Below are 21,031 nucleotides of genomic sequence, written 5' to 3'. Positions count from 1 at the left end.
CTATTTTAGATAGGTTTGTATTCATGAAGGCATGGGTACAAACGCTAAGTTTGTATCTATGATGGCTAGAGCATTTCGTAATGAATTCGCAGCCACGTAGATCGTAAAATCTATAGTGGCTATTTTTTATATTCACATATCGGCTCTGTCGTTATGTAATGTTTGAAGGTGTTCACTGTAGATTCTTAAATTTACGGTGGACATCTTTTTTTGTTGAAAGGAATGAACCAGATGAAACAAATGATAACCGGACACACACGGTTGGCGGCACTATTTGCCAAACCAGCCAAACACAGCATCTCTCCAGCGATGCACAATCTTTCTTTTGAAGAACAAGGGATCGACGCCGTGTATCTGGCCTTTGATGTTGAGCCGGATGATTTAGCCGCTAGTATCCAAAGCATCCGTCAGTTGGACCTCTTAGGTGTCAATTTATCGATGCCTCATAAAATGGCGGCTGTAGCGCTGATGGATGAATGTTCACCAGCAGCCGAGTTGATCGGCGCAATCAATACGATCGTCAATCAAGAAGGTCGCTTGATTGGGCACAATACAGACGGCATCGGCTTTATGCGAGCTCTTGAGGACATTCAAGTATCCATCATTGGCGACACCATGACGGTGATTGGAGCTGGCGGAGCGGCGACAGCGATCATTAGCCAAGCCGCACTAGACGGCGTCAAAACGATCCATGTCTTTAACCGCAAGGATGAGTTTTATCCAATCATCCAAGAAAAATTAACACAGATTGCACAAAAAACAGCTTGTGAAATTACCTTAACCGACTTAGAAGATCAGATGGCTTTAAAAACAGCCATCGATCAAAGCAGCTTATTGGTAAATGCCACGGGCGTGGGAATGAAACCAAATGATACCGTAAGTCCTCTGAAAGATAAAACACTCCTGCGGGAATCATTAGCTGTCTATGATGTCATCTATAATCCAAGAGAAACGCAGCTTTTGAAAGATGCGAAAGCAGTCGGCGCCAAAACTGCAAACGGCTTAAGCATGCTACTCTATCAAGGTGCAGCCGCATTTGAACTTTGGACTGGCAAAGCGATGCCTGTTGAAAAAGTCAAAGCACTCATCGAATCCATGTAAAAAATAAAAAACAGAAAAAAACGAAAGTAGGAAGAAAAAATGATCGTAATTATGAAACCAGGCGCTACGCCAGAACAAGTTGAAGTTGTTGTAACAAGAATCAAAAAAGAAGGCTTAGATGTTCAAGTCAACCAAGGAAAAGAACAGGTCGTTATCGGCTTAAAAGGGGATACCCGCCGCATCCAAGATGTTGCTTTTCGCAGCTACGAGGGTGTCGAAGATGCCATTCGGATCTCAAACACCTACAAATTGACCTCTCGTGAGTTCCATCCGCAAGATACGGTTGTGGATGTGGATGGCGTGAAAATCGGTGACGGCAACTTTGTTACGATGGCTGGTCCATGTTCGATTGAAGGCTTAGACCAAATTCGTGAATGTGCCCGAATCGCTAAAGCTGGTGGTGCACAAATCTTACGTGGTGGTGCCTTCAAACCACGCACGTCGCCATACGCATTCCAAGGGCTGGAAGAAGAAGGGCTAAAATACATTCGTCAAGCAGCGGATGAAACGGGCATGAAAGTCATCACAGAAGTCATGGACGAAGGACATATCGATATGGTTGCGGAATACAGTGATATTTTGCAGATTGGTGCTCGGAACATGCAAAACTTCAAATTGCTAGCTGCCGTTGGGAAAACTGGGAAACCAATTGGCCTTAAACGAGGCATCTCTGGCACGATCGACGAATGGTTGAATGCAGCGGAATACATCGCCGTTCAAGATAAAAGTGAAGTGATTTTCATTGAACGTGGGATCCGAACTTACGAAACAGCAACCCGTAATACCTTTGATCTAAGTGCGGTACCAATCATCAAAAAACTGAGCCACTTCCCAATCATCGTTGATCCTAGTCATGGAACAGGTATCTGGGATCTCGTACCGCCTATGGCTAGAGCGGGTGTTGCTGCTGGCTCCGATGGGATGATCGTTGAGATCCATCCAGATCCAGCCAATGCTTGGTCTGATGGTCCTCAATCACTTAATGAAAAAACGTACATGAACATGATGAAAGAAGTCCATATCATGGAAAAAGCGATGAAAGAAATCAAAGCGTTGCAAGACTAAGCGTCAAGACAACCAATAAAAGAGGTGCAAAAATCAATGTTACACATTCATTTAGAAGAACATTCCTATGATATCCTCATCAAACGAGGGGCGTTTCAAAACGTCGGAACCTGGGTGCAACAGTTGTGGGACAAACAGCGTATTGCCGTCATTACAGACAGCAACGTCGCACCCCTGTATGGCGGACAAATCGTCGATTCCTTAACCGCTGCAGGGTTTGAGGCAACACTGTTAGTCGTACCAGCTGGCGAAAAAAGCAAATCACTAGAGCAAGCAGCTAATTTATATGATGGTCTTGCCCAACTTGGAATGACCAGAAGCGATGGGATCATTGCCCTTGGTGGCGGTGTGATTGGTGATCTTGGAGGATTTGTTGCTTCTACTTATATGCGCGGCATTGATTTCTTGCAGATTCCAACGACGTTATTGGCACAGGTCGATTCAAGTATCGGCGGAAAAACAGCTGTAAATACTGGCAGTGCCAAGAATCTCGTCGGGACATTTGCACAACCAGCCGGTGTGATGATCGATCCAGATTTACTTACAAGTTTGCCCCTCAAACGCGTCCAAGAAGGCATTGCTGAAATCATCAAGTCGGCCGCTATTGCAGATCCTGAGCTTTGGGAAACGTTAGCAGGTTTGAAAGATGAAGTCGATCTTTTGGCACATGCTGAGAAAGTAATCACTGCTTCTTTAAAGGTAAAACAAAAAGTAGTAGAAGAAGATCCTTTTGATCATGGCAGTCGTCTGACACTGAACTTCGGTCATACGATCGGGCATGGCTTAGAAAGAACAGCTGCGTTTGACACCAGTCATGGCGAAGGGGTTGCAATGGGGATGATCATGATCACCCGTCATGCAGAAGCCATCGGATTAACACCAAAAGGTACGACCCAGCAGCTTACAGAAATGGTTGAGAAGTTTCATTTGCCGATCACACCAAGTGAAATAGATAAAGAGCAATTATACCAAGCAATTACTCATGATAAAAAAGCCCGCGGGCAACAATTGAAGATTATTCTATTAGAAGCGATCGGACAGGCGAAAATCGTGACGATCCCGACTGAAAAAATCAAAGACTACCTATTATAAGAAAGGAAGGTAACGGATCATGCGTTATATTACAGCAGGCGAATCACATGGACCAGAGTTGACCGCCATTATCGAAGGTTTACCGGCAGGATTGCCATTAACAGCAGAAGACATTAATTTTGAATTAGCGAGACGACAAACCGGCTATGGCCGTGGGGGACGGATGCTGATTGAAAAAGACCAAGTCCGTATCACTTCGGGTATCCGTCATGGAAAAACACTAGGCTCTCCTGTGACTTTAGTGGTTGAGAACAAAGATTGGAAAAACTGGACCAAGGTCATGGCGATCGAAGAGGTACCAGAAAAAGACCGCAAACTACGACGAGTGGCACGACCAAGACCTGGTCATGCTGACTTAGTCGGCGGCATGAAATACCATCATCAAGATTTACGAAACGTTTTGGAACGCTCATCTGCTCGTGAAACGACCATGCGGGTAGCCATCGGAGCAATCGCGAAGAAAATTTTAAAGGAGCTTGGCATCGATGTGGCGGGGCATGTAACAATGTTAGGCGGCATCAAAGCGGAAATTCCTGAAGGGTTGACCGTCAAAGAAATCGCAGAACGCTCTGAAGCTTCAGAAGTAAGGGTGTTAGATCCGTCAGTCGAAGAAGAAATCAAGCAGCTGATCGATCAAACGAAGAAAAATGGCGATACGATCGGCGGTGTAGTGGAAGTACTTGTTGGCGGCGTTCCTGCTGGTTTAGGCAGTTACGTGCAATGGGACAAAAAACTTGATGCGAAAATCGCCCAAGCCGTGGTCAGCATCAATGCCTTTAAAGGTGCTGAGTTCGGCGTTGGCTTTGAGGCTGGTGTTTTGCCAGGTTCCAAAGTCATGGATGAGATTTTATGGGACGAACAACGAGGCTATACCCGTCGAAGCAACAACCTTGGCGGGTTTGAAGGCGGCATGACGAACGGTGAACCAATCGTGGTTCGTGGTGTTATGAAGCCGATCCCGACCTTGTACAAGCCCTTGCAAAGTGTGGATATCGACAGCAAAGAACCGTATAAAGCAAGCGTCGAACGCTCAGATAGCACCGCTGTACCAGCAGCCAGTGTTGTTTGTGAGAGTGTGGTGGCGACAGTGGTGGCCAATGAACTATTAGAAAAGTTCCCAAGGGATTCATTCGCAGAATTGACCGCATCTGTTCAGGCGTATCGAGAATACTTGTTAACCTACTGATTAAAGAACTAGCCAAAATTCCAGTAGAAATGAGGATTCTTTTCATGAACCAAAATATCTTTGTCGCCGGTTTAGGATTGATCGGCGCTTCCTTAGCAAAATGTATCAAAAAGGCACATCCGCAAGTGCATTTGATGGGCTGGGATTGTCAGGAAACCAATGAGATCGCATTAGCAACAAGTTTAGTAGACGAAGTGCCCCCTTCATTTTCAGAAGGTGCTGTCCGTGCCGACGTGATTTTGTTGGCATTGCCGGTAGAGATCAACAAAAAATATCTTTCCGAACTGGGGGTACTTTCATTAAAGCCTTCGGTGCTAGTAACAGACACCGGCAGTACCAAAGCGGAAATCACCCAATTCGCCGAGTCCTTTTCCTTTGATTTTATTGGGGGCCATCCGATGGCTGGCTCTCATAAATCAGGGATCACAGCAGCCGATGAGAACCTTTTCGAGAATGCTTACTATATCTTCACACCGACGAAAAGTCAGCGGATGGAAGAGCTGCAAGAGCTTTTTCGCGGCACCAGAGCCAAATATGTGGCGCTTGCGCCAAAAGAGCATGATCAAATCACAGGGATGTTGAGCCATTTGCCCCATATTATTGCTTCTGGATTAGTCAATCAGGCAGACGCTTTCAACCAAGCCCACCCCAGAGCGCAACAACTTGCAGCAGGCGGTTTTCGCGATATCACTCGCATCGCTTCTTCAGATCCTCGCATGTGGACCGATATCTTATTGAGTAATCGACAGGAACTACTGCAGCTGATCGATGAGTGGCAAAAACAAATGACGACCATGGCTCACTGGTTGCAGGAAAAAGACGAACGGGCGATCTTTCGGTTCTTTGAATCCGCGAAGGAAACACGGGATCAATTGCCGGTTCATCAAAATGGCGCGATCCCGGCATTCTATGATCTATTCATCGATGTACCGGATCATCCCGGTGTTGTCGCTGAAGTGACGGGGCTATTGAGCGAACATCAGCTCTCTTTGATCAACTTAAAAATTCTTGAAACTCGAGAAGACATCATTGGTGTTTTACAGATTTCATTCAAAACGCAAAATGATTTGCTGCAAGCAGAGCAGCTGATCCAAAACAAGACGACCTATTCGTGTCGAAAAAAATAGGAGGCTGGGATGAAACTAAAAAAAGCAACACATTTAAAAGGGACGATGGCGGTCCCTGCTGACAAATCGATCTCGCATCGCAGTATCATGTTCGGGGCGTTAGCTGAAGGAACAACGACTGTCCGAAATTTCTTACGTGGAGAAGACTGCTATAGCACCCTTCATGCATTTCAATCATTAGGGGTTCCGATCCATGATGACGGTCAGACGATCACGATTGAAGGACAGGGCTTCAATAGCCTTAAGCCTGCCCACGAACCAATCGATATCGGTAATTCTGGTACAACGATTCGTCTAATGATGGGGATTTTGGCTGGACAGCCATTTACAACTACCTTATTCGGTGATGACTCATTGAATAGACGACCAATGAATCGCGTGATGCTGCCATTAAGAGAAATGGGTGCCAATGTGAGAGGGCATGAACAGACGGAGTTCCCACCGATCACCATCAATGGCACGGCTTCATTACATCCCATCAATTATCAGATGCCCGTAGCCAGTGCTCAAGTAAAATCAGCGCTGATTTTTGCGGCACTACAAGCACAAGGTACATCTACGATCATTGAAAAAGAAACAAGCCGCAACCACACCGAAGAAATGATCCGTCAATTCGGTGGTGTCATCACAACACAAGGCAAAATGATCACTGTGACGGGACCTCAAACACTCCAAGGACAAGAAGTAGTTGTTCCCGGTGATATTTCCTCCGCTGCCTTTTTCTTAACAGCCGGCGCGATTATGCCAGAAAGTGAGATCGTTTTAAAAAATGTCGGGATCAACCCCACTCGTACAGGAATTCTTGACGTGCTAGAGGAGATGGGTGCTTCGATTGCTTTTTCTAATCAAGACGATCAGAATCAATCAGCTGACCTTACCGTTCAAAGTTCTACCTTGCAGGCAGTAACCATCGCTGGCGATATTATCCCACGCTTGATCGATGAATTGCCGATCATTGCGTTGTTAGCCACGCAGGCGCATGGCAAAACGGTGATCAAAGATGCGGAAGAACTAAAAGTAAAAGAAACCAACCGAATCGATGCAACTGCCGAAGAGTTGACAAAACTAGGAGCGGACATCACTCCCACCGAGGACGGATTGATCATCAACGGTCCAACCCCTTTGCATGGCGGACGTGTGTCAAGTCGGGGGGACCATCGTATCGGCATGATGCTGCAAATTGCCGCCTTATTGACAGATGAAGAGGTAGAATTAGAAAAAGCCGAAGCCGTAGCAGTTTCTTATCCTGATTTTTTTGAGGATGTCGCACGTTTGGCTAAAGGAGGAAACAGCGAGTGAAAAAAGTGATATTAATTGGCTTTATGGGTGCTGGAAAAACCACGATTGGTCGTCTTTTGGCTGAAGAAACAAAACAGTCTCATGTGGATTTTGATGACTTGATCGTTGCTGAGATCGGCATGACCATTCAAGACTTTTTCGACCAACACGGTGAGGAAGCCTTTCGCAAAATCGAAACGGATATTTTAGCTAAAACTTTGGCGAAGGAACAAATTATTTCCACTGGTGGGGGCATCGTATTAAAAGAAGAAAATCGTCAGCTTTTAAAAGAGATGCCGCTCGTCGTGTATTTAAAAACAGATCCAGAGGAACTGATCCATCGCTTAAAGGCGGATACTGGCAGCATTCGCCCCTTAGTCGTCTCAAAATCACCAGAAGAAATATTGGCTGTTTACCGTCCTCGGATCCCTCTTTATGAAGAAACTGCTTCATTGATCGTTGAAACGACGAACAAAACACCAGAAGAAATCGTACAGGAAATTTTGATCAAAGCAGGTGCATAAAATGAAGATTGGTTATTTAGGACCGAAAAGTTCCTTTACGCATTTAGCTGCGCAAGAAGCGTATCCAGAAAATGCCTGTATCCCTTATGGATCGATTCCACTTTGTATTCAAGCGCTAGCTAACGGTGTGATCGATCGTGCGGTCGTTCCGAACGAGAACTCATTAGAAGGGTCCGTTCATGCCACTATTGATACACTGTTTCGTCAAAATCAATTGAGCATCGAACAGGAAATTATTTTACCGATCAATCATCAATTGTTAGTTTCTCAGCAAACAGCAAAAGACAACCGTCCCATCACTAAGATAATTTCTCATCCGCAAGCCTTGGCGCAATGTGCCGACTTCATCGAAGCCCGATTTGCTGGAGCTACTGTTGAGGCGGTTGCTTCCACAACGACTGCAGCAGCCTACGTAGCAAAACATCCAGAAGAAGCAGTTGCGGCGATTGCTTCCAAAGAAGCCGCTTTGGCTTATCAGTTATCGATCAAAGAAACCAATATTCAAGATGTTGCCTTTAATCAAACCCGTTTTTGGGCTTTGACGAAGAAAGCAGCAAACACCCAATTACCAGAGCAGACCGTCGAGAAAGCAACGATTTTTGTGACGCTGCCAGCAAATCGCCCGGGAATCTTGCACAAAATCTTAGCAACCTTTGGCTGGCGAGAAATTGATTTAAGCAAAATTGAATCGCGGCCGTCAAAAACCACCTTAGGGGAATACTTTTTCGTGATCGATCTGGTGATGGACAAGCCGTGGCAACTGATTGTAAATGCCTTTGAAGAGATTCAGTTGTTGGGTGGACACGTCCATCTTCTCGGCGTGTATTCGGTAAATGTTGTTGAGGAAGTGACAAAAAATGACTCAAGTCAAAATAAAAATTAGCCAAGATAAAACACTTTTAGCAACGTTTCATAAAGAGATCCAAACACAGCACCATCAATGGTACCCAACGATTTTTGAGCCCTTTGATCAGACAAGATTTGAACAAGCAATCACACAGCAGCTGCAAGAGCCAAGCCACCACTTTTTTATCGCTTGGTTGGCGGAACAGCCTTGTGGCTTTGTGCATCTTCAAGAGGTCTGTTTGCCACAAAATGCGATGATGCATGAACGAAAGTGGCTGGAAATTGCAGCGATCGCTGTTGACCCTCGGTACCAAGGGATGCATATTGGGAAACAATTGTTGGCATTTGCTGAAAATGTTGCGCTGGAAAAAGGCTTCGATAATCTCTCACTAAACTTTTGGTCGGCAAATCAAGTGAAATCATTTTATGAGCAAGCAGGATTTGTGAGCACACGACAAGGAGCATCAAAGCATCTAAGGTAAAAAAATGAAGAAATTTCCTAGAAAAAGGTTAAAATTTCAGAAAATAGCTTTCTTTCTATAAGGTCTAGGGTATCCTTATAGACAGAGAGCTATTTTTTAGTTGGAGGATCAGAAGCAATGAGCAGGATGGAAAAAAATAAAAAACTGCATGAACGGCTAGAAAAGGAATCCAGTCAGGCAGCCAAAGAAAGTATCTTTGCCCGCCGAGAAGCCAAAAGAAGAAACCAGCGCGTCAGACCAAGTGATTCTACTTCGTCTGCTGATGAGCCAGTAAGAGACATTTTGTCTCAAAACACCGAGCATCCTAGGGCAAGCGACCCTCGTGCGGCTCAAAGTTCCCGAGAACAGTCACAAGTAGGAATAAAAAAATCTGAGGGACGAAAAAGCGCAATCCCCCCGCTATCTGCTCAGGGACCTGCGATGCATCAAGGCCAGGAACAAAGCAAACAAAAACCGCAAAAGCTTAAGAAGACCAAGCAACCCAAACAAAAGAAAAAGCGGAAGCACCCAGTTCTACGTATTGTGGTCCGGGTACTATTGGTGCTTTTTGCCTATTCATTGATTGCGTTTCTTGTCGGTCAGCAAGTCGCAAGAAGTGACGCTGCTTTTGCTACGACTGATAAAGAGTCCTTTAATGGTACGGCCGCTGCAAATGGTGCTCGTAATATATTGCTCATTGGTAGTGATAGTCGTGAAGGAGAAGCTGGACGAGCAGACACTATTATGGTTTTGCAATTAGATGGTCCCAGTAAGCAACCGAAGCTGCTTTCCTTTATGCGGGATACTTTAGTTACGATTCCCGGTTATGGCGAAAACAAGATCAATGCGGCGTATGCCTTTGGTGGTGCTGATTTAGTCAGACAAACGTTAGCGGAAAACTTTGGGCTAGAAACCAACTATTATGCAAAAGTTGACTTTCGTTTCTTTGAAAAAGTGATCGACACACTGTTTCCCTCAGGTGTTGCTATCAATGCGGAAAAAGATATGAGTAAAAATCTTGAAGTTGCCATCAAACAAGGGCAACAACAAATGAATGGACTTGAGCTGTTGCAATACGCACGCTTTCGGATGGACGAAGAAGGTGACTTCGGTCGTGTAAGACGACAGCAGCAAGTAATGGATGCGATCTTTAGCGAAATGAAAAATCCTTTAGCTATTTTAAAATTGCCTTATGCAGCAGGAAAAGTCTTAGGCTATGCTTCCACCAACCTGCCAATGTCTTTCCTATTAAAAAATACCTTCTCGATTGCTCGAGGGGCGGGAGGAGTCGACAGCTTGACTGTCCCAGTCGCTGACTCTTGGCAATACGGTTCAAGTGCGAGTGCTGGAAGTGTGTTAGTCATCAATCTTGAAACCAATCAACAAGCGATCAGGAATTTTCTTAATGAGTAAGCAGAATGAAAAGTTCTGAAAACCATTTGAAAGTAAGTAAATTTATGCTATATTATTAATGACGTTTGAAATTTGTTGAAACGAGGAAAAAGAATGAAATTAGCCGTTGTTACTGACAGTACAGCTTATCTGCCGGAACGGATCAAAAACCATGAAGATTTGTTTATCATACCGATCCCTGTTATTTTAGATGGAAAAGTCTACAATGAGGGTATCGATATTGAAGCTGATGAGTATTACGCTTTGCTGAAAAACAGCAAAGAATTCCCAACCACTTCTCAACCGGTATTAGGAGAAGTGTTAGCCTTATATGAGTCATTGAAAGATCGCGGTTACGACACGATCATTAGTATACACTTATCAAGCGGGATCTCTGGATTTATCGGAACGCTTTATGGAATCACCGATGAAATCGAAGGCGTTCAAATCATTCCTTACGATTCGAAAATCACAAGTATGCCGATGGGTCACATGGTAGAAACCGCTCTTGATCTATCAAGTCAGGGCAAAACCGTCGAAGAGATCATTTCCCATCTGGACACTATCAGAGACAATACCTATGCCTATCTAATCGTGGACGACTTGAATAACTTGGTTCGCGGCGGTCGCTTAACCAATGGGGCAGCCTTGATTGGCGGATTATTAAAAATCAAACCGATCTTGACCTTTGATCAAGGAAAAATTGTGCTTTACGAGCGCATTCGTTCCAGTAAAAAAGCATTCAATCGCGCAGAAGATATCATTGGTCAACGGGAGCAAGAAATCGCATTGCCTGTTAAATTTTATGTAATCCACGCCAATAATTTAGAAGTAGCGAAAGAAGAAAAAGCGAAGCTACAAGCGAAATACCCAAATGCAGAAATTGAGATTGGTCACTTCGGACCAGTTATCGGCACGCATTTAGGCGAAAAAGCCATTGGGATCGCTATTTCAGCGCAATAATTTTTATTTTTTCTATGTTTATCACGCCATTATCTTTTCAAGACGATGGATGTATGTAAGAACCAGTTAGACGTTTGTCTAGCTGGTTCTTTTTTCTGCTTTTTTGAGATTCGCTTGTAAAAAATCACACAAACTCGTACAATAGGATCAAAATGAAGGACTGATAAAGGAGGAATTGCTATGAAGTGTTCCTTAAGAAGGTGGCAAATGAGCGATGCACAAGATTTAGCCCATGCGTTAAATAATCAAACCATCCACGATTATTTACGAGATGGGTTGCCATTCCCCTATACGGTCGCAGATACACAAGCCTATATTCGATCTGTGGAGGAAGCAGAATTTGCCTTTGCGATCACTGTGGATGACCGAGCAGTCGGCAGTATCCGTGCTGTTCGCAAAGAAAATATCCATTATAGAACGGATGAGATTGGCTACTCGATTGCACAAGAGTATTGGGGAAAAGGCTTGATGACCCAAGCTGTTCAGCAACTATGTGACTATGTATTTACTACATCAACTATTGTTCGTATTTCTGCTGAATCTTTTGCGAAGAATCATTCCTCTTGTCGTGTGTTGGAAAAGGCAGGTTTTACGTTAGAAGGCGTTTTGCGAAAGCATGCGGAGAAAAACCAGCAGCTGTTCGATATGAAGCTCTATGCGTTGATTCGTCAAGAGAAAGACGGGCAGAATGACCACAATCAAAAAGGAGAAACCTATGAATGAACTGCAAAAATTACCAAATGTAGGTCAGGTTTTAGCGGATCACCTGGTTCGTATCGGCATCAATACCCCTGAACAACTACGCACAAAAACGGCCGAAGAGGTTTTTCTAGCTATCCGCCACCAATGTGATGCGGACGCTTGCTTGCATATGCTCTACGGCATTGAAGGGGCGATCCAAGGCATTCCTAAAGCACAGCTTACATATCAGAGAAAACAAGCGTTGCGCCTTTTTTTCAATCAATTGAGTTAGTGAAGTAATGCGTCATAAAAAAGTACTTTTTAAGAGCGTTTGTTTTTAGATGCTTCTTATCAAGTGCTTTTTTACGACTTGTTTCCTCATTCAGCGAAGACACATTGGTCACATTGGTATTGGTTCCTGAAATCGCCGCAGTCATGGACAGAATCGTTTGCCACTGAAAATCAACTAAACATCTGTCCCTAGCTACTAGAAAAGACCTTTTGCTTGTTCCAAACCAGCTTCCTCATTATACTTACTCTATCTAGTAAATTACTAATTTACTAAACAAGGAGTGAGAATAATGAAAATACCAGAAAACTTGAAACATAAGCCCGTCATTAAAGTGGAAGACTATGATACTGTTGACGGAAAAAATGCGTTACATACAGATGCAAAAGGCCTTTCCCTCGGATTAGCACAATGGAATGATCGCGGAAAAGTCGATATCTCAGGCAAGGTTTGGCGCCATACAGGTGAAAAATGGTCTCGTCAGTCAGAAGAACTACCCCTCACTAGAATCTTAGATCTAGCAATCTTAGTGGCGCAATCTAGTTTGTATTTTCAAGAGGCCTATCGCCATGAAAAGTTTTACGATCCTGAAAATCCGTTGATCGAGATCATTGGCCTGCAAGGAAATCGTATGACCGTTGAAGTAGACACCGAAAATCCTAAAATCGACGAAGACATTCTGCTTTTTTATGATTCCTTGCAAAAAGATGGCGAGCTATACGGCGAACGCTTCAAAATCCTAAAGCGGCTTTTAGATGAGCTAGGTTATTAAGAAAAGGAGCAGATTGCCATGACAAAACATCAACCGTCTTTTGTCGTAACGAAAGGACGCGCTTTTAGCAAATTAGAACAAACCATGATTTGGAAAAAACCACAAAGTCATCAGACCAGTGCTGAAGAACTGCGAATTGCTTCAGAGATCGCGTTGAATTGGGCGGATCCAGAGATGAAGATCTTCAATGTGTTGCTGGAAGGCGATGCTGGGTCGGGTAAGACTCAGTTGGCAAAGGCACTTTCTGCCGACTTGCAACTGCCCTACACCAAAATCACCTGCTTTGCGGATATGGATAAGTCAGATGTATTTGGTGCTTTATTACCAGTGATCAACACCGACCAAGAAGAGGACAAGGACTTGCTGGATGCGATTTATCAAAGTGATTGTTTTGAAGATGTCTTGGCTTTGATCCAGCGGCATTTTTCCTTGACTCGTGAGCGGGCACGGGCGAAATTTGCGGAACTGATCGAACGGATTGAAACCAGTGATCAGCAACCGACGATTCAATACAAATTTTATCCCTCCGAAATCGTACGGGCGCTGGAAAAAGGCTATTTGCTTGAGATTCAAGAACCAACGGTCATTCGTGATGCTTCGGTACTAGTGGCACTAAACTCGGCCCTTGAACAAAACGGGATGCTAAATATCCCGACCGGTTTTGTTCGACGACACCCTGACTGTGTGGTGATCATCACAACGAATCGGAATTACCAAGGCAACCGCCCCTTGAACGAATCCTTGCGAGATCGGATGCAGCATGCTGAAAAAATGGATTTACCTGAGCTAGCAGTCATGGTGCAGCGAGGCATTGCCAAAACCAATTATCCGGACAAAACGACTGCAGAGAAAATGGCTGAAATCATACGATTACTAGACGTGACCGCCAAAGCCAACGCTATCAAAGGGGTGGCGGGCATGCGTTCTTATTTTTATTGGTTAAATGCAGTCAAACAAGGACAAGATCCCTTTACAGCAATTGATAGCAAAGTGCTCTACAAAATCACTACCGATCCAAATGAGCTTTCTCTGTTACAACAGGCGTTAGAAGCTTCAGGGTTATTGGCGCAATTGCGGCTTTTGTTTTCTGGACAACCGCTAAATGCCTTTAAAGAACAAATCAAAGGACGCCGAATCAGCAGTGAAGAGGCTGATCAACGCAATGTAGTGGAAGAAGGCACGCCCATCCTAAAAAATGAGCAAGTCCTTGAGACCGTCAATCAAGAAACTGAGGCGGAAACGATGGAAACCAGTGATTCTGAAAAACAAGAAGCGAAAAGCGCAGCAACTGAGGCGACGTTTTCAGAAGAACTAGAACGCAATAGTCATGATGGCCAAGCAAAAGCTGGGAGTGAGACACAAGAGGCAGCTCCTGCTTCTCATTCTTTGTCGATCGAAGCGTATGAAGCCCAGGAGAAAGAAAAGAAAACCACGGCATCAAAGGCAGCACGACAAGCATTGAAAGAATCGATCCATGCCAAAGAAGGGCTGATCGTTCATCGACCACCCGTCGATTTAGAAAAAGCGACTGAGGCCCAACAGCGTTTGCAGCCGTTGCTGCCGATCGTAGAGTCATTGATCAAGCAAACCCAAGAAGTATTGGAAAACGAACAAGCTTCGGCATACAGTAAAGGTAAGTACAGTGGTACACGCTTTGATGCCAGCAAGGTTGCGTATCAGGATTTCCGGACCTTTGACAAGAAGAATCCACCTCACGAACAGCCTTCCTTAGCTCTTGCTTTGCGCATCGATGAATCAGGTTCGATGATTCGAGAAGATCGGATATTGTATGCCCAACAGGCGGTCTTAGCGGTGAATACTTTTGCCGAACGTTTATCTTTACCATTGATGATCTATGGCGATACAGCGGACGTGACCGCTCGTGAAAAAACCTCGCTTTTTGCATACAAAGAATTTAATGAAGGCTTTGAATTTGTGCCAGAGAAACTCATGACAATGAAGCCTCGGCAAAATAACCGTGATGGAGCTGTCTTGCGCGTGCTAGCTGAAAAGCTCGCTCATCAGCCGGCAACCACTAAATTACTCTTGAATATCAGTGATGGCCAGCCAAAAGCTCTTCCTGATTATACAGGGGGAAAAGCCAAAGAAGATATTCAGCAGGTGATCGCTGACTATGAACGACAAGGGGTGCTGTTTCTTGCAGCTGCTATTGGGCAAGACAAAGAGGTGATCAAAGCGATTTATGGGGAAGAACGCTTTATTGATCTTTCCAATCTAACAGAATTTCCGCAGCGTTTGTTGCAGCTACTGACAAGGTATTTGTAAACGTCGATAGCGAAAGGGAAAAGAGTGTGGACTGCATGCCGCACTCTTTTTTTGATCATAATTATATTATGTAAACAAGATGATATTTGTCTAAATTTGGAAAGTTCTGTAAAATAGACGCCAAAAGGAGAGATATCATGAACAAATGGCGGTACTTCTACTATCCTTGCCAATTCGGCTGGCACGCGGCTCTTCGTAGGCGCAGTTTGCTGATGAGTGGTGTATTGGCGATTCTTCTACTGATCATCGCCATCTTTGCAGAGCATTGGCTAGTGTTTTTTCATCAATGGCTTCAATATGAAACAAATAGCAGTGAGAATCAGATGGATCTCACGTATGCCAGTTGGCTTTTCTTTTTGCAGTTACTACGCTTCGTACTAGGCGTTCTAACTGTAGGCTTGATCGCCGCCTTTTTATGGCACTGCAATCACATGTATCGTTTTCATTTGTTGGGAGAGGAGCAGCAATCTCTGAGTATTCGGTTGTTGTTAGGACAGTCTCCGTTGTTAATCACCTTAGAAGAACTTTTTTTGTAGGCATTCAAAGCATTGTTATTAGTTTGATAGGGCTTGTCAGCGGTTTGTGGCTTAGTCATAAAGCACTGCAGGATTTTTTCCATTTCTTTCATCTTCCCGCAGGCTTTACTTTTGAATTTCCCTTTAAAGGTCTATTAATCGCTCAACTTGGTGTGCTCTTGCTGCTTTTTTTGTTACGATTCCGCGGTACAAAGAGGACGGTTGAAGAGATTCTCGTTAACGGATACCCGAATGGGTGAGGGGATGATAGGCTGCTTTTATTTCCCTCTTCCAAAATGCGAACATATGTTTTATAATAGGTGAAACAAGACAAAGGTCGTGAATTTGTGAAGACATCCTTAACTTTAGAAATGGAAGAGGCACTTTATTATTATTGTCGTGAAAACAGTGATATTGTGGTAGAAGAGGTAGTCATGCCAGATGATCACGGCATCGTGGATACTTTGAGTTGTCGCTTGACGACTGAAACTACCTTTGAATGGCGTTGCTACGAACTCAAGGTTAGTTTGGCAGATTTTCGCTCAAAAGCAAAACTATCCTTTATTGGGAATTATAATTATTTTGTCTTACCCAAGGCATTGTATGAGAAAGTCAAAGATCAGATTGGACCTACAATTGGTGTTCTGGTCTATCATGCATTTCTTGAAAAAGAAACGGGCAGCAAAGGGTATTTCAGTGTCGAAAAGAAGCCCCAACGGCAAGAGCTGCAGGTTCCAGAAAATGCCTTATTGTTTCGGTTGATTTCGGCACAAGCGCGAGAAGTCGGCAAAGCAAAACAGACTGCTCGAGGATTGCGGGTATTTTCAACAGAACGTTTGTACCAAGAACTGAAGAAACGTCAGCCTGAGTATGACTTGTTCGGTGGTGGAGTCAATTACTATGATCGATTTATTGAAGATACTCAGCTGCAAGCGATCGAAGCCTTGAAAGAAGAATTGGCCGCTACGAGAGCAGCCTATGAAGCGCTGGAAAAACGTTTTTTATCAGGCGAGTAAGAAGGAGAGAAGAAGATGTACTTCCCGTATATTCGTGGAAAACAATTTGATTTATTGGCGTTGAAAGCACTGTTGGAACAAGATTGTTTGTCAGACGCGATCCAGCCGATCATTGAACCAGTCAAGCAATCAAAAACGTTTTGGACGACCATTGAGCTGTTTCAAAGGAAGCAGCATCCTTTTTATCTGGTTCGCAATCCACAGGCGGGGGCTTTTCTGACGGCAGAGGGATTAGCTGAGTTGCAAAATGTTGCTGCCCCTAAAGCAATGATCGTAGATCGTCCCATTGAAACAGTGGAAGAAAAGCCTGATCTTTGGATCATTCATCAAGCGGACCAAGCACTCGCTAGTGATTGGCGGGAAAATACGCTGCCGGTGCTGGTAAGCAAAGAGTTTCGTTTGTTAAATAAAATCAACGGCCCGAAACTACTGATGGAAGATCCGTTTACCCGTTTACCTAAAAATAGTTTTTATACAGAATGTCCAGACGAAGGATTTTCAAAAACCCATCATCTTTATCATAAATTGGGCTATGCGGGATTTAGTGATTTTTCTGTCGATAGCAAAATTTATTATGAGCACAGTTATCCCTCAAAACGGTTGGTTTTGCATTGGATCTATCCGACAGCAGAGCAAGACTTGCGAATCGTTCACTTATTTTCTGAGGAAGAATTACCAAGTCAGAAAGAAAAGTTTTTTGAAGTCATGGAAGCTTTGTTGCAGCATGAGGAAGAGTATCCTACACAAACAGCTGGGCTGCAGCTATTAGTTGCTGCTTATCAGCAAGGGGCGTTTCCTGGTATGGGCGTTATTCGGAAAGCCGCCGTTATGAATCACTTGGAACTCGTCAGTCGTCTTATTTAGTCGCTATACGCATACGATTGTAGGCTCTAACAAAATACTGCCATTTATTGTACAAAATACCTTGATTGCACCCATTGTTTTCAGGATAGTGATAAAATCAGGGAAAAGGAGTTGGCGCTCGTGGGAACAAAAGATAGAGAATATTATCGAAATGAAGGAAAAGAATTTGAAAAAAATAAGAAAAATCTGCTTATTCAACGTTTAAATCAACTAATCGTTGTCTTGGTCATTTTGATCATTGTCTTTTCAGCGATCCTGTATTACATAGTTTGAAACTTTTGTTGCTGCCAATAAAGTAATGACAGCAACAAAACGAAAATTGTACTTAGATGACTGTGAACCCTTGATTAGGACTCGCTATGGGAATCTGATCCGTTTAGGTGAAAACTGAACGCAACGAAACGTTTCTTGTTTATAGCGCTGCTGGTTTGCCTGTGATCAAGATTCCCATTAGGCTATTAGTTAGCACAAATTTGCTGGGTTAAGTGCGAATCATTACTGATAAGATCGTGAATAACGATACTTGACTGATTCATTGAGTTTGGCCAGCAGCTGCAAACAAAGCTTGAATTCAAAGATTCAAGAATCAACAAGATCAAATACAGACAAAGGTACAGCCATAATTTGTCAGTTGCATGTTGTTTCACTCGTAGAACCAACAAAAATCTAAAACTATCGCTCAAATGACCATTTTTTTGGATTATGCTGCCAATTAGGTGAATTTGAAGGAAATATTCCTAAATAAGAGGGAGGGGAGCCGTAAAATTATCCACTAAATACGGTGTTCGAAAAATTTTATATTTTAGTTTACATAATATATATTATACAAAGTTGTATTCGAAAGGCGAATGTTAAGATTAAGCGCAACTATACATTACTTTTATATAAATATAGTTCGTCTTTTGCTCTTTTAAACCCTGTCGGTAAACTTAAATTGATACGATTGTTCGACAAAAACATTTTATAACAAATGAAATAATCTCTTGAAAATATCATGTAATTCTCGCGTATTCTAGTTTAAACTTTTGAGCTGGTGTTTTCCAATTTAGAATTTTTCTTGGTCTAGTATTTAAGTTTTCTACAGCGTCATCGACGATACGTTGCGAGACATTCTTAAAATTAAACGGTTTAGGGAAATATTCTCTAAGTAATCCATTATGATTTTCGTTAGAACCACGTTCATGAGGTGCATACGGATTTGCATAGTAAATTTTGCACCCGAAGGTGTCTTCAATAAGACCGACTTGAAATTGATTTACAAATTCAGTTCCTCGATCACAAGTAATAGATTTTACCCCTTGAGGATACATTTCTATTAGTTTTTTAATCGCTGCCATCATAGCGCGGCCTGTTTTATTAGGGAGTTTAATTGCTACGTATTGTCGTGTCTTTCTTTCGATAAAAGTTGCTAGACAGGTTGATATGCCTCGTTTTGAAACTACTGTATCAGCTTCCCAATGACCAAATTCTGTACGAAGCTGAACAGCTTCTGGGCGCAAATCAATGGTTCTATTTTCAAAGAAAGCTCGATCAATGCGAATCTTCGATCCAGATGACTTTACTTTATATCTTTTTCCATGTCTCCTAAGCTTTTTGATGTTGAAATCAATGGTTTTTGAGTAAATCCAGTTATAGATCGTGGATGTACATACCTTTACGCTTTTAATGGAATGTGCAATTTGTTCTGGAGAATATTTTAGATTCAGATATTTTAAAATAGTTTTGGTATTGTGAATCGTGGCTTTTTTAGTAACTCCACAGTTTTTTTTCCGCAATTTAGCGATATTTTGTGCACTTGAAGCTTGATAAGGCAACCGTGCGATACTGTTGGCTTTTCTAGCTTCAGTCCCCCGTTGAATCTCCCGAGTGATTGTTGAACGATGGCGATCTAATCTACGTGCTATTTCAGCTGGTCGTAATCCTTCGTCAAGATAGGCTTCAATTTTTCCACGCTCTTCAGCGGTTAAATGTTTATATACCATGTATCAAACTAGCTCCCTTGCTCTATTAATTACTACGGCAACGAATGATTTGACAATGAACCTTCACAGATATGAGATCCGCTTCCAACTAGGAGCTAACTTAAGACAAGTCAGCTCAGCCGATACAAGGCTATCATATCTGTGTTCATAATCAAATCGTACTCCCTGCAGTATGCAGGCAAATCGTATCATATTAAATAACGAGCATCAATATAAGTTTGTGGAGGTTTGTTGCGCTTTATTTTACTATTCAGGAGTTGTATTCGAAAAAGAGTTCGTGATATTTTAGACAGTTCAAGTCAATTTTGCATCATTTTACCTCCCTCCGAATGACTTTTATCAGGAAATTGTCACTAATTCATCTAAAATTCAACTAAAGCTAAGAATTTCTTATTTTACAAGTTTCTTCAGATTCTTTTTTTATGATTTACTGATCAACAGATTGTTAACGGTCTTGTAGCAAGTTACATACGGATTCGTCTTTTTTATCTCAGCAAATACAGATTCAAGCTATCAGCCTTGATTCACGAACCAATCGGTTTGATTGTATGCTATAATCATTTTGAAAATCTTTGAGCTTTTTTACCTAGAACTTTATTCATATAGCAAATCCGTTTCAAAATTCTGACACAAGTAGTTAGACGTTGCAAATGCCAACAAATATCTATTACATGATTCGATAAAAAAGAACCCTAAAATCATGTAGATAACTTAGGGTATTTCGTTATTTAATATAATTGTAATGTTCATAGGTCGCCATAAACGTCCATATTTTGCTAAAAAAGTCTGAATAAAGCGCCGTTGATCATTCCTTGGAATACTAGAACCATGGCAAGTAAAATCAAACCAGCAGCTATCCATAAGCTTATTTTTCCTTTTCGGCGACTGCTGAACGGGTTTTGCTTCAAGTTGCCACTCGTCAGGATGAAATACATAATCATGCTGAATGATATGAGCAAAATAATTTCTATCCCTATACCTAACCATAATCGCTGATTGTTTATTATTGTCATTTTATCACCTCAACTCATTTTACCATTAATGAGGTGCAGACTACTGATTTGCCTGGTTTGCAGCTTGTTTTTTCCATTTGTGTAATTAACACCCGATAAAAGCAATTCCATCCGTATAAGCTGACAATTCTAAAAGGAGAATAAAAATGAAAAAGAAGAACCAATTAAAGCTAGTCTTTTTACCAAAAATCTGGGCGTCACTCCTCTACTTGCTTTTCGTGTTCATAGCCCTCTTCCTCTACTTATCAAAGTACTTGGACATTTCTTTCTTTACTTCGATGTATCCTGACTTTTATCTTCATATCTCCAATTTTTCGATTAGTTTGATTATTGGCTTACTGGGGTACTTTTGGCTTCTCGTAGGTGCGCCATTTAAAGCCGTCACACTATTGACCCTGCTCTTACTCATTGCCAATCTATTGAGCGAGACTATCTTTGGCTTCATGAACACCCCTGATCGAATCGATTTACTTTTTGGAATTACAGGAACGCTCGTCGCATATTTTACTTTGGCAATGATCAAAAGACACGGTTTAGTCAAGAATCAATCGGTTTGATTCAAACAGTCGTGACTTCTC

General features: G+C 42.7%; 21 protein-coding genes. 20 read left to right on the top strand and 1 reads right to left on the bottom strand.

The annotated features are described in order from the left end of the window. Positions 1-231: 231 nt before the first annotated feature. The 19 genes from QN079_RS08125 (at position 232) to QN079_RS08035 (ending at position 17,731) form a co-directional block, all read left to right on the top strand. On the top strand, positions 232-1,101 hold the full coding sequence (locus QN079_RS08125; RefSeq protein WP_015509715.1) for a shikimate dehydrogenase: 870 nt from the start codon (positions 232-234) through the stop codon (positions 1,099-1,101). Between the two features lie 39 nt (positions 1,102-1,140). Then, complete coding sequence (gene aroF, locus QN079_RS08120; RefSeq protein WP_289230702.1) at positions 1,141-2,166, top strand: 3-deoxy-7-phosphoheptulonate synthase; 1,026 nt, start codon at positions 1,141-1,143, stop codon at positions 2,164-2,166. A 36-nt stretch (positions 2,167-2,202) separates the two neighbouring features. After that, positions 2,203-3,258 (top strand): 3-dehydroquinate synthase, encoded by a 1,056-nt coding sequence (gene aroB / locus QN079_RS08115; RefSeq protein WP_289230701.1) that lies wholly within the window; start codon positions 2,203-2,205, stop codon positions 3,256-3,258. A 19-nt stretch (positions 3,259-3,277) separates the two neighbouring features. Next, complete coding sequence (gene aroC, locus QN079_RS08110; protein ID WP_289230700.1) at positions 3,278-4,444, top strand: chorismate synthase; 1,167 nt, start codon at positions 3,278-3,280, stop codon at positions 4,442-4,444. A 44-nt stretch (positions 4,445-4,488) separates the two neighbouring features. Beyond that, entirely contained in the window at positions 4,489-5,571 is a 1,083-nt protein-coding gene (locus QN079_RS08105; protein WP_289230699.1) for a prephenate dehydrogenase, read from the top strand. Between the two features lie 9 nt (positions 5,572-5,580). After that, complete coding sequence (gene aroA / locus QN079_RS08100) at positions 5,581-6,870, top strand: 3-phosphoshikimate 1-carboxyvinyltransferase (RefSeq protein ID WP_289230698.1); 1,290 nt, start codon at positions 5,581-5,583, stop codon at positions 6,868-6,870. Further along, positions 6,867-7,373, top strand: coding sequence for a shikimate kinase (locus tag QN079_RS08095; protein WP_005226095.1), 507 nt, complete (start codon positions 6,867-6,869; stop codon positions 7,371-7,373). The genes aroA and QN079_RS08095 overlap by 4 nt, the downstream gene beginning before the upstream one ends. A 1-nt stretch (position 7,374) precedes the next feature. Beyond that, positions 7,375-8,256, top strand: coding sequence for a prephenate dehydratase (gene pheA / locus QN079_RS08090; protein ID WP_289230697.1), 882 nt, complete (start codon positions 7,375-7,377; stop codon positions 8,254-8,256). Next, entirely contained in the window at positions 8,231-8,701 is a 471-nt protein-coding gene (locus QN079_RS08085) for a GNAT family N-acetyltransferase (RefSeq protein WP_289230696.1), read from the top strand. Before pheA ends, QN079_RS08085 begins: the two co-directional genes overlap by 26 nt. A 117-nt stretch (positions 8,702-8,818) precedes the next feature. Then, positions 8,819-10,093 (top strand): LCP family protein, encoded by a 1,275-nt coding sequence (locus QN079_RS08080; protein ID WP_289230695.1) that lies wholly within the window; start codon positions 8,819-8,821, stop codon positions 10,091-10,093. Positions 10,094-10,186: 93 nt separating this feature from the next. Then, positions 10,187-11,035, top strand: a complete 849-nt coding sequence (locus tag QN079_RS08075) for a DegV family protein (RefSeq protein ID WP_005235946.1) — start codon at positions 10,187-10,189, stop codon at positions 11,033-11,035. Between the two features lie 180 nt (positions 11,036-11,215). Beyond that, the gene (locus QN079_RS08070) at positions 11,216-11,758 is read left to right on the top strand and encodes a GNAT family N-acetyltransferase (RefSeq protein ID WP_289230694.1); all 543 of its coding nucleotides are present in this window, start codon (positions 11,216-11,218) and stop codon (positions 11,756-11,758) included. Then, positions 11,751-12,008, top strand: coding sequence for a TfoX/Sxy family protein (locus QN079_RS08065; protein WP_060791929.1), 258 nt, complete (start codon positions 11,751-11,753; stop codon positions 12,006-12,008). The genes QN079_RS08070 and QN079_RS08065 overlap by 8 nt, the downstream gene beginning before the upstream one ends. Before the next feature lie 289 nt (positions 12,009-12,297). After that, positions 12,298-12,777, top strand: a complete 480-nt coding sequence (locus tag QN079_RS08060) for a DUF6530 family protein (RefSeq protein WP_005235941.1) — start codon at positions 12,298-12,300, stop codon at positions 12,775-12,777. Positions 12,778-12,795: 18 nt separating this feature from the next. Continuing rightward, positions 12,796-15,063, top strand: a complete 2,268-nt coding sequence (locus tag QN079_RS08055) for an AAA family ATPase (protein WP_289230693.1) — start codon at positions 12,796-12,798, stop codon at positions 15,061-15,063. Positions 15,064-15,200: 137 nt separating this feature from the next. After that, positions 15,201-15,599 carry a hypothetical protein gene (locus QN079_RS08050; RefSeq protein ID WP_289230692.1) on the top strand — a complete coding sequence of 133 codons (399 nt, stop codon included), beginning with the start codon at positions 15,201-15,203 and terminating at the stop codon, positions 15,597-15,599. A 326-nt stretch (positions 15,600-15,925) separates the two neighbouring features. Then, entirely contained in the window at positions 15,926-16,594 is a 669-nt protein-coding gene (locus tag QN079_RS08045; RefSeq protein ID WP_289230691.1) for a hypothetical protein, read from the top strand. 15 nt (positions 16,595-16,609) lie between these two features. Then, a complete protein-coding gene (locus tag QN079_RS08040) occupies positions 16,610-17,458 on the top strand; it encodes a sce7725 family protein (RefSeq protein WP_289230690.1) in 849 nt (282 codons plus the stop codon). A gap of 120 nt (positions 17,459-17,578) precedes the next feature. Further along, positions 17,579-17,731 (top strand): hypothetical protein, encoded by a 153-nt coding sequence (locus tag QN079_RS08035; protein ID WP_170927527.1) that lies wholly within the window; start codon positions 17,579-17,581, stop codon positions 17,729-17,731. A 719-nt stretch (positions 17,732-18,450) separates the two neighbouring features. Here the strand turns inward: QN079_RS08035 and QN079_RS08030 are convergent. Continuing rightward, entirely contained in the window at positions 18,451-19,440 is a 990-nt protein-coding gene (locus QN079_RS08030) for an IS30 family transposase (protein WP_002337512.1), read from the bottom strand. A gap of 1,159 nt (positions 19,441-20,599) precedes the next feature. On the opposite strand from QN079_RS08030, the gene QN079_RS08025 reads away from it, so the two are divergent. Further along, entirely contained in the window at positions 20,600-21,010 is a 411-nt protein-coding gene (locus tag QN079_RS08025; RefSeq protein WP_289230689.1) for a hypothetical protein, read from the top strand. Positions 21,011-21,031: the final 21 nt, after the last annotated feature.

Source organism: Enterococcus sp. FZMF (assembly GCF_030263915.1).
Taxonomy (GTDB): Bacteria; Bacillota; Bacilli; order Lactobacillales; family Enterococcaceae; genus Enterococcus_D; species Enterococcus_D casseliflavus.
This window is presented reverse-complemented; position numbering and strand designations above follow the sequence as displayed.

Excerpts from the sequence above, each read along its gene's own strand:
- QN079_RS08030 (WP_002337512.1), bottom strand. The coding sequence starts at position 19,440 with ATGGTATATAAACATTTAACCGCTGAAGAGCGTGGAAAAATTGAAGCC.
- QN079_RS08125 (WP_015509715.1), top strand. The coding sequence starts at position 232 with ATGAAACAAATGATAACCGGACACACACGGTTGGCGGCACTATTTGCC.
- QN079_RS08065 (WP_060791929.1), top strand. The coding sequence starts at position 11,751 with ATGAATGAACTGCAAAAATTACCAAATGTAGGTCAGGTTTTAGCGGAT.
- QN079_RS08055 (WP_289230693.1), top strand. The coding sequence starts at position 12,796 with ATGACAAAACATCAACCGTCTTTTGTCGTAACGAAAGGACGCGCTTTT.
- aroA (WP_289230698.1), top strand. The coding sequence starts at position 5,581 with ATGAAACTAAAAAAAGCAACACATTTAAAAGGGACGATGGCGGTCCCT.
- pheA (WP_289230697.1), top strand. The coding sequence starts at position 7,375 with ATGAAGATTGGTTATTTAGGACCGAAAAGTTCCTTTACGCATTTAGCT.
- QN079_RS08060 (WP_005235941.1), top strand. The coding sequence starts at position 12,298 with ATGAAAATACCAGAAAACTTGAAACATAAGCCCGTCATTAAAGTGGAA.
- QN079_RS08105 (WP_289230699.1), top strand. The coding sequence starts at position 4,489 with ATGAACCAAAATATCTTTGTCGCCGGTTTAGGATTGATCGGCGCTTCC.
- QN079_RS08085 (WP_289230696.1), top strand. The coding sequence starts at position 8,231 with ATGACTCAAGTCAAAATAAAAATTAGCCAAGATAAAACACTTTTAGCA.
- QN079_RS08050 (WP_289230692.1), top strand. The coding sequence starts at position 15,201 with ATGAACAAATGGCGGTACTTCTACTATCCTTGCCAATTCGGCTGGCAC.
- aroB (WP_289230701.1), top strand. The coding sequence starts at position 2,203 with ATGTTACACATTCATTTAGAAGAACATTCCTATGATATCCTCATCAAA.
- QN079_RS08075 (WP_005235946.1), top strand. The coding sequence starts at position 10,187 with ATGAAATTAGCCGTTGTTACTGACAGTACAGCTTATCTGCCGGAACGG.
- QN079_RS08070 (WP_289230694.1), top strand. The coding sequence starts at position 11,216 with ATGAAGTGTTCCTTAAGAAGGTGGCAAATGAGCGATGCACAAGATTTA.
- aroF (WP_289230702.1), top strand. The coding sequence starts at position 1,141 with ATGATCGTAATTATGAAACCAGGCGCTACGCCAGAACAAGTTGAAGTT.
- aroC (WP_289230700.1), top strand. The coding sequence starts at position 3,278 with ATGCGTTATATTACAGCAGGCGAATCACATGGACCAGAGTTGACCGCC.
- QN079_RS08080 (WP_289230695.1), top strand. The coding sequence starts at position 8,819 with ATGAGCAGGATGGAAAAAAATAAAAAACTGCATGAACGGCTAGAAAAG.
- QN079_RS08040 (WP_289230690.1), top strand. The coding sequence starts at position 16,610 with ATGTACTTCCCGTATATTCGTGGAAAACAATTTGATTTATTGGCGTTG.
- QN079_RS08025 (WP_289230689.1), top strand. The coding sequence starts at position 20,600 with ATGAAAAAGAAGAACCAATTAAAGCTAGTCTTTTTACCAAAAATCTGG.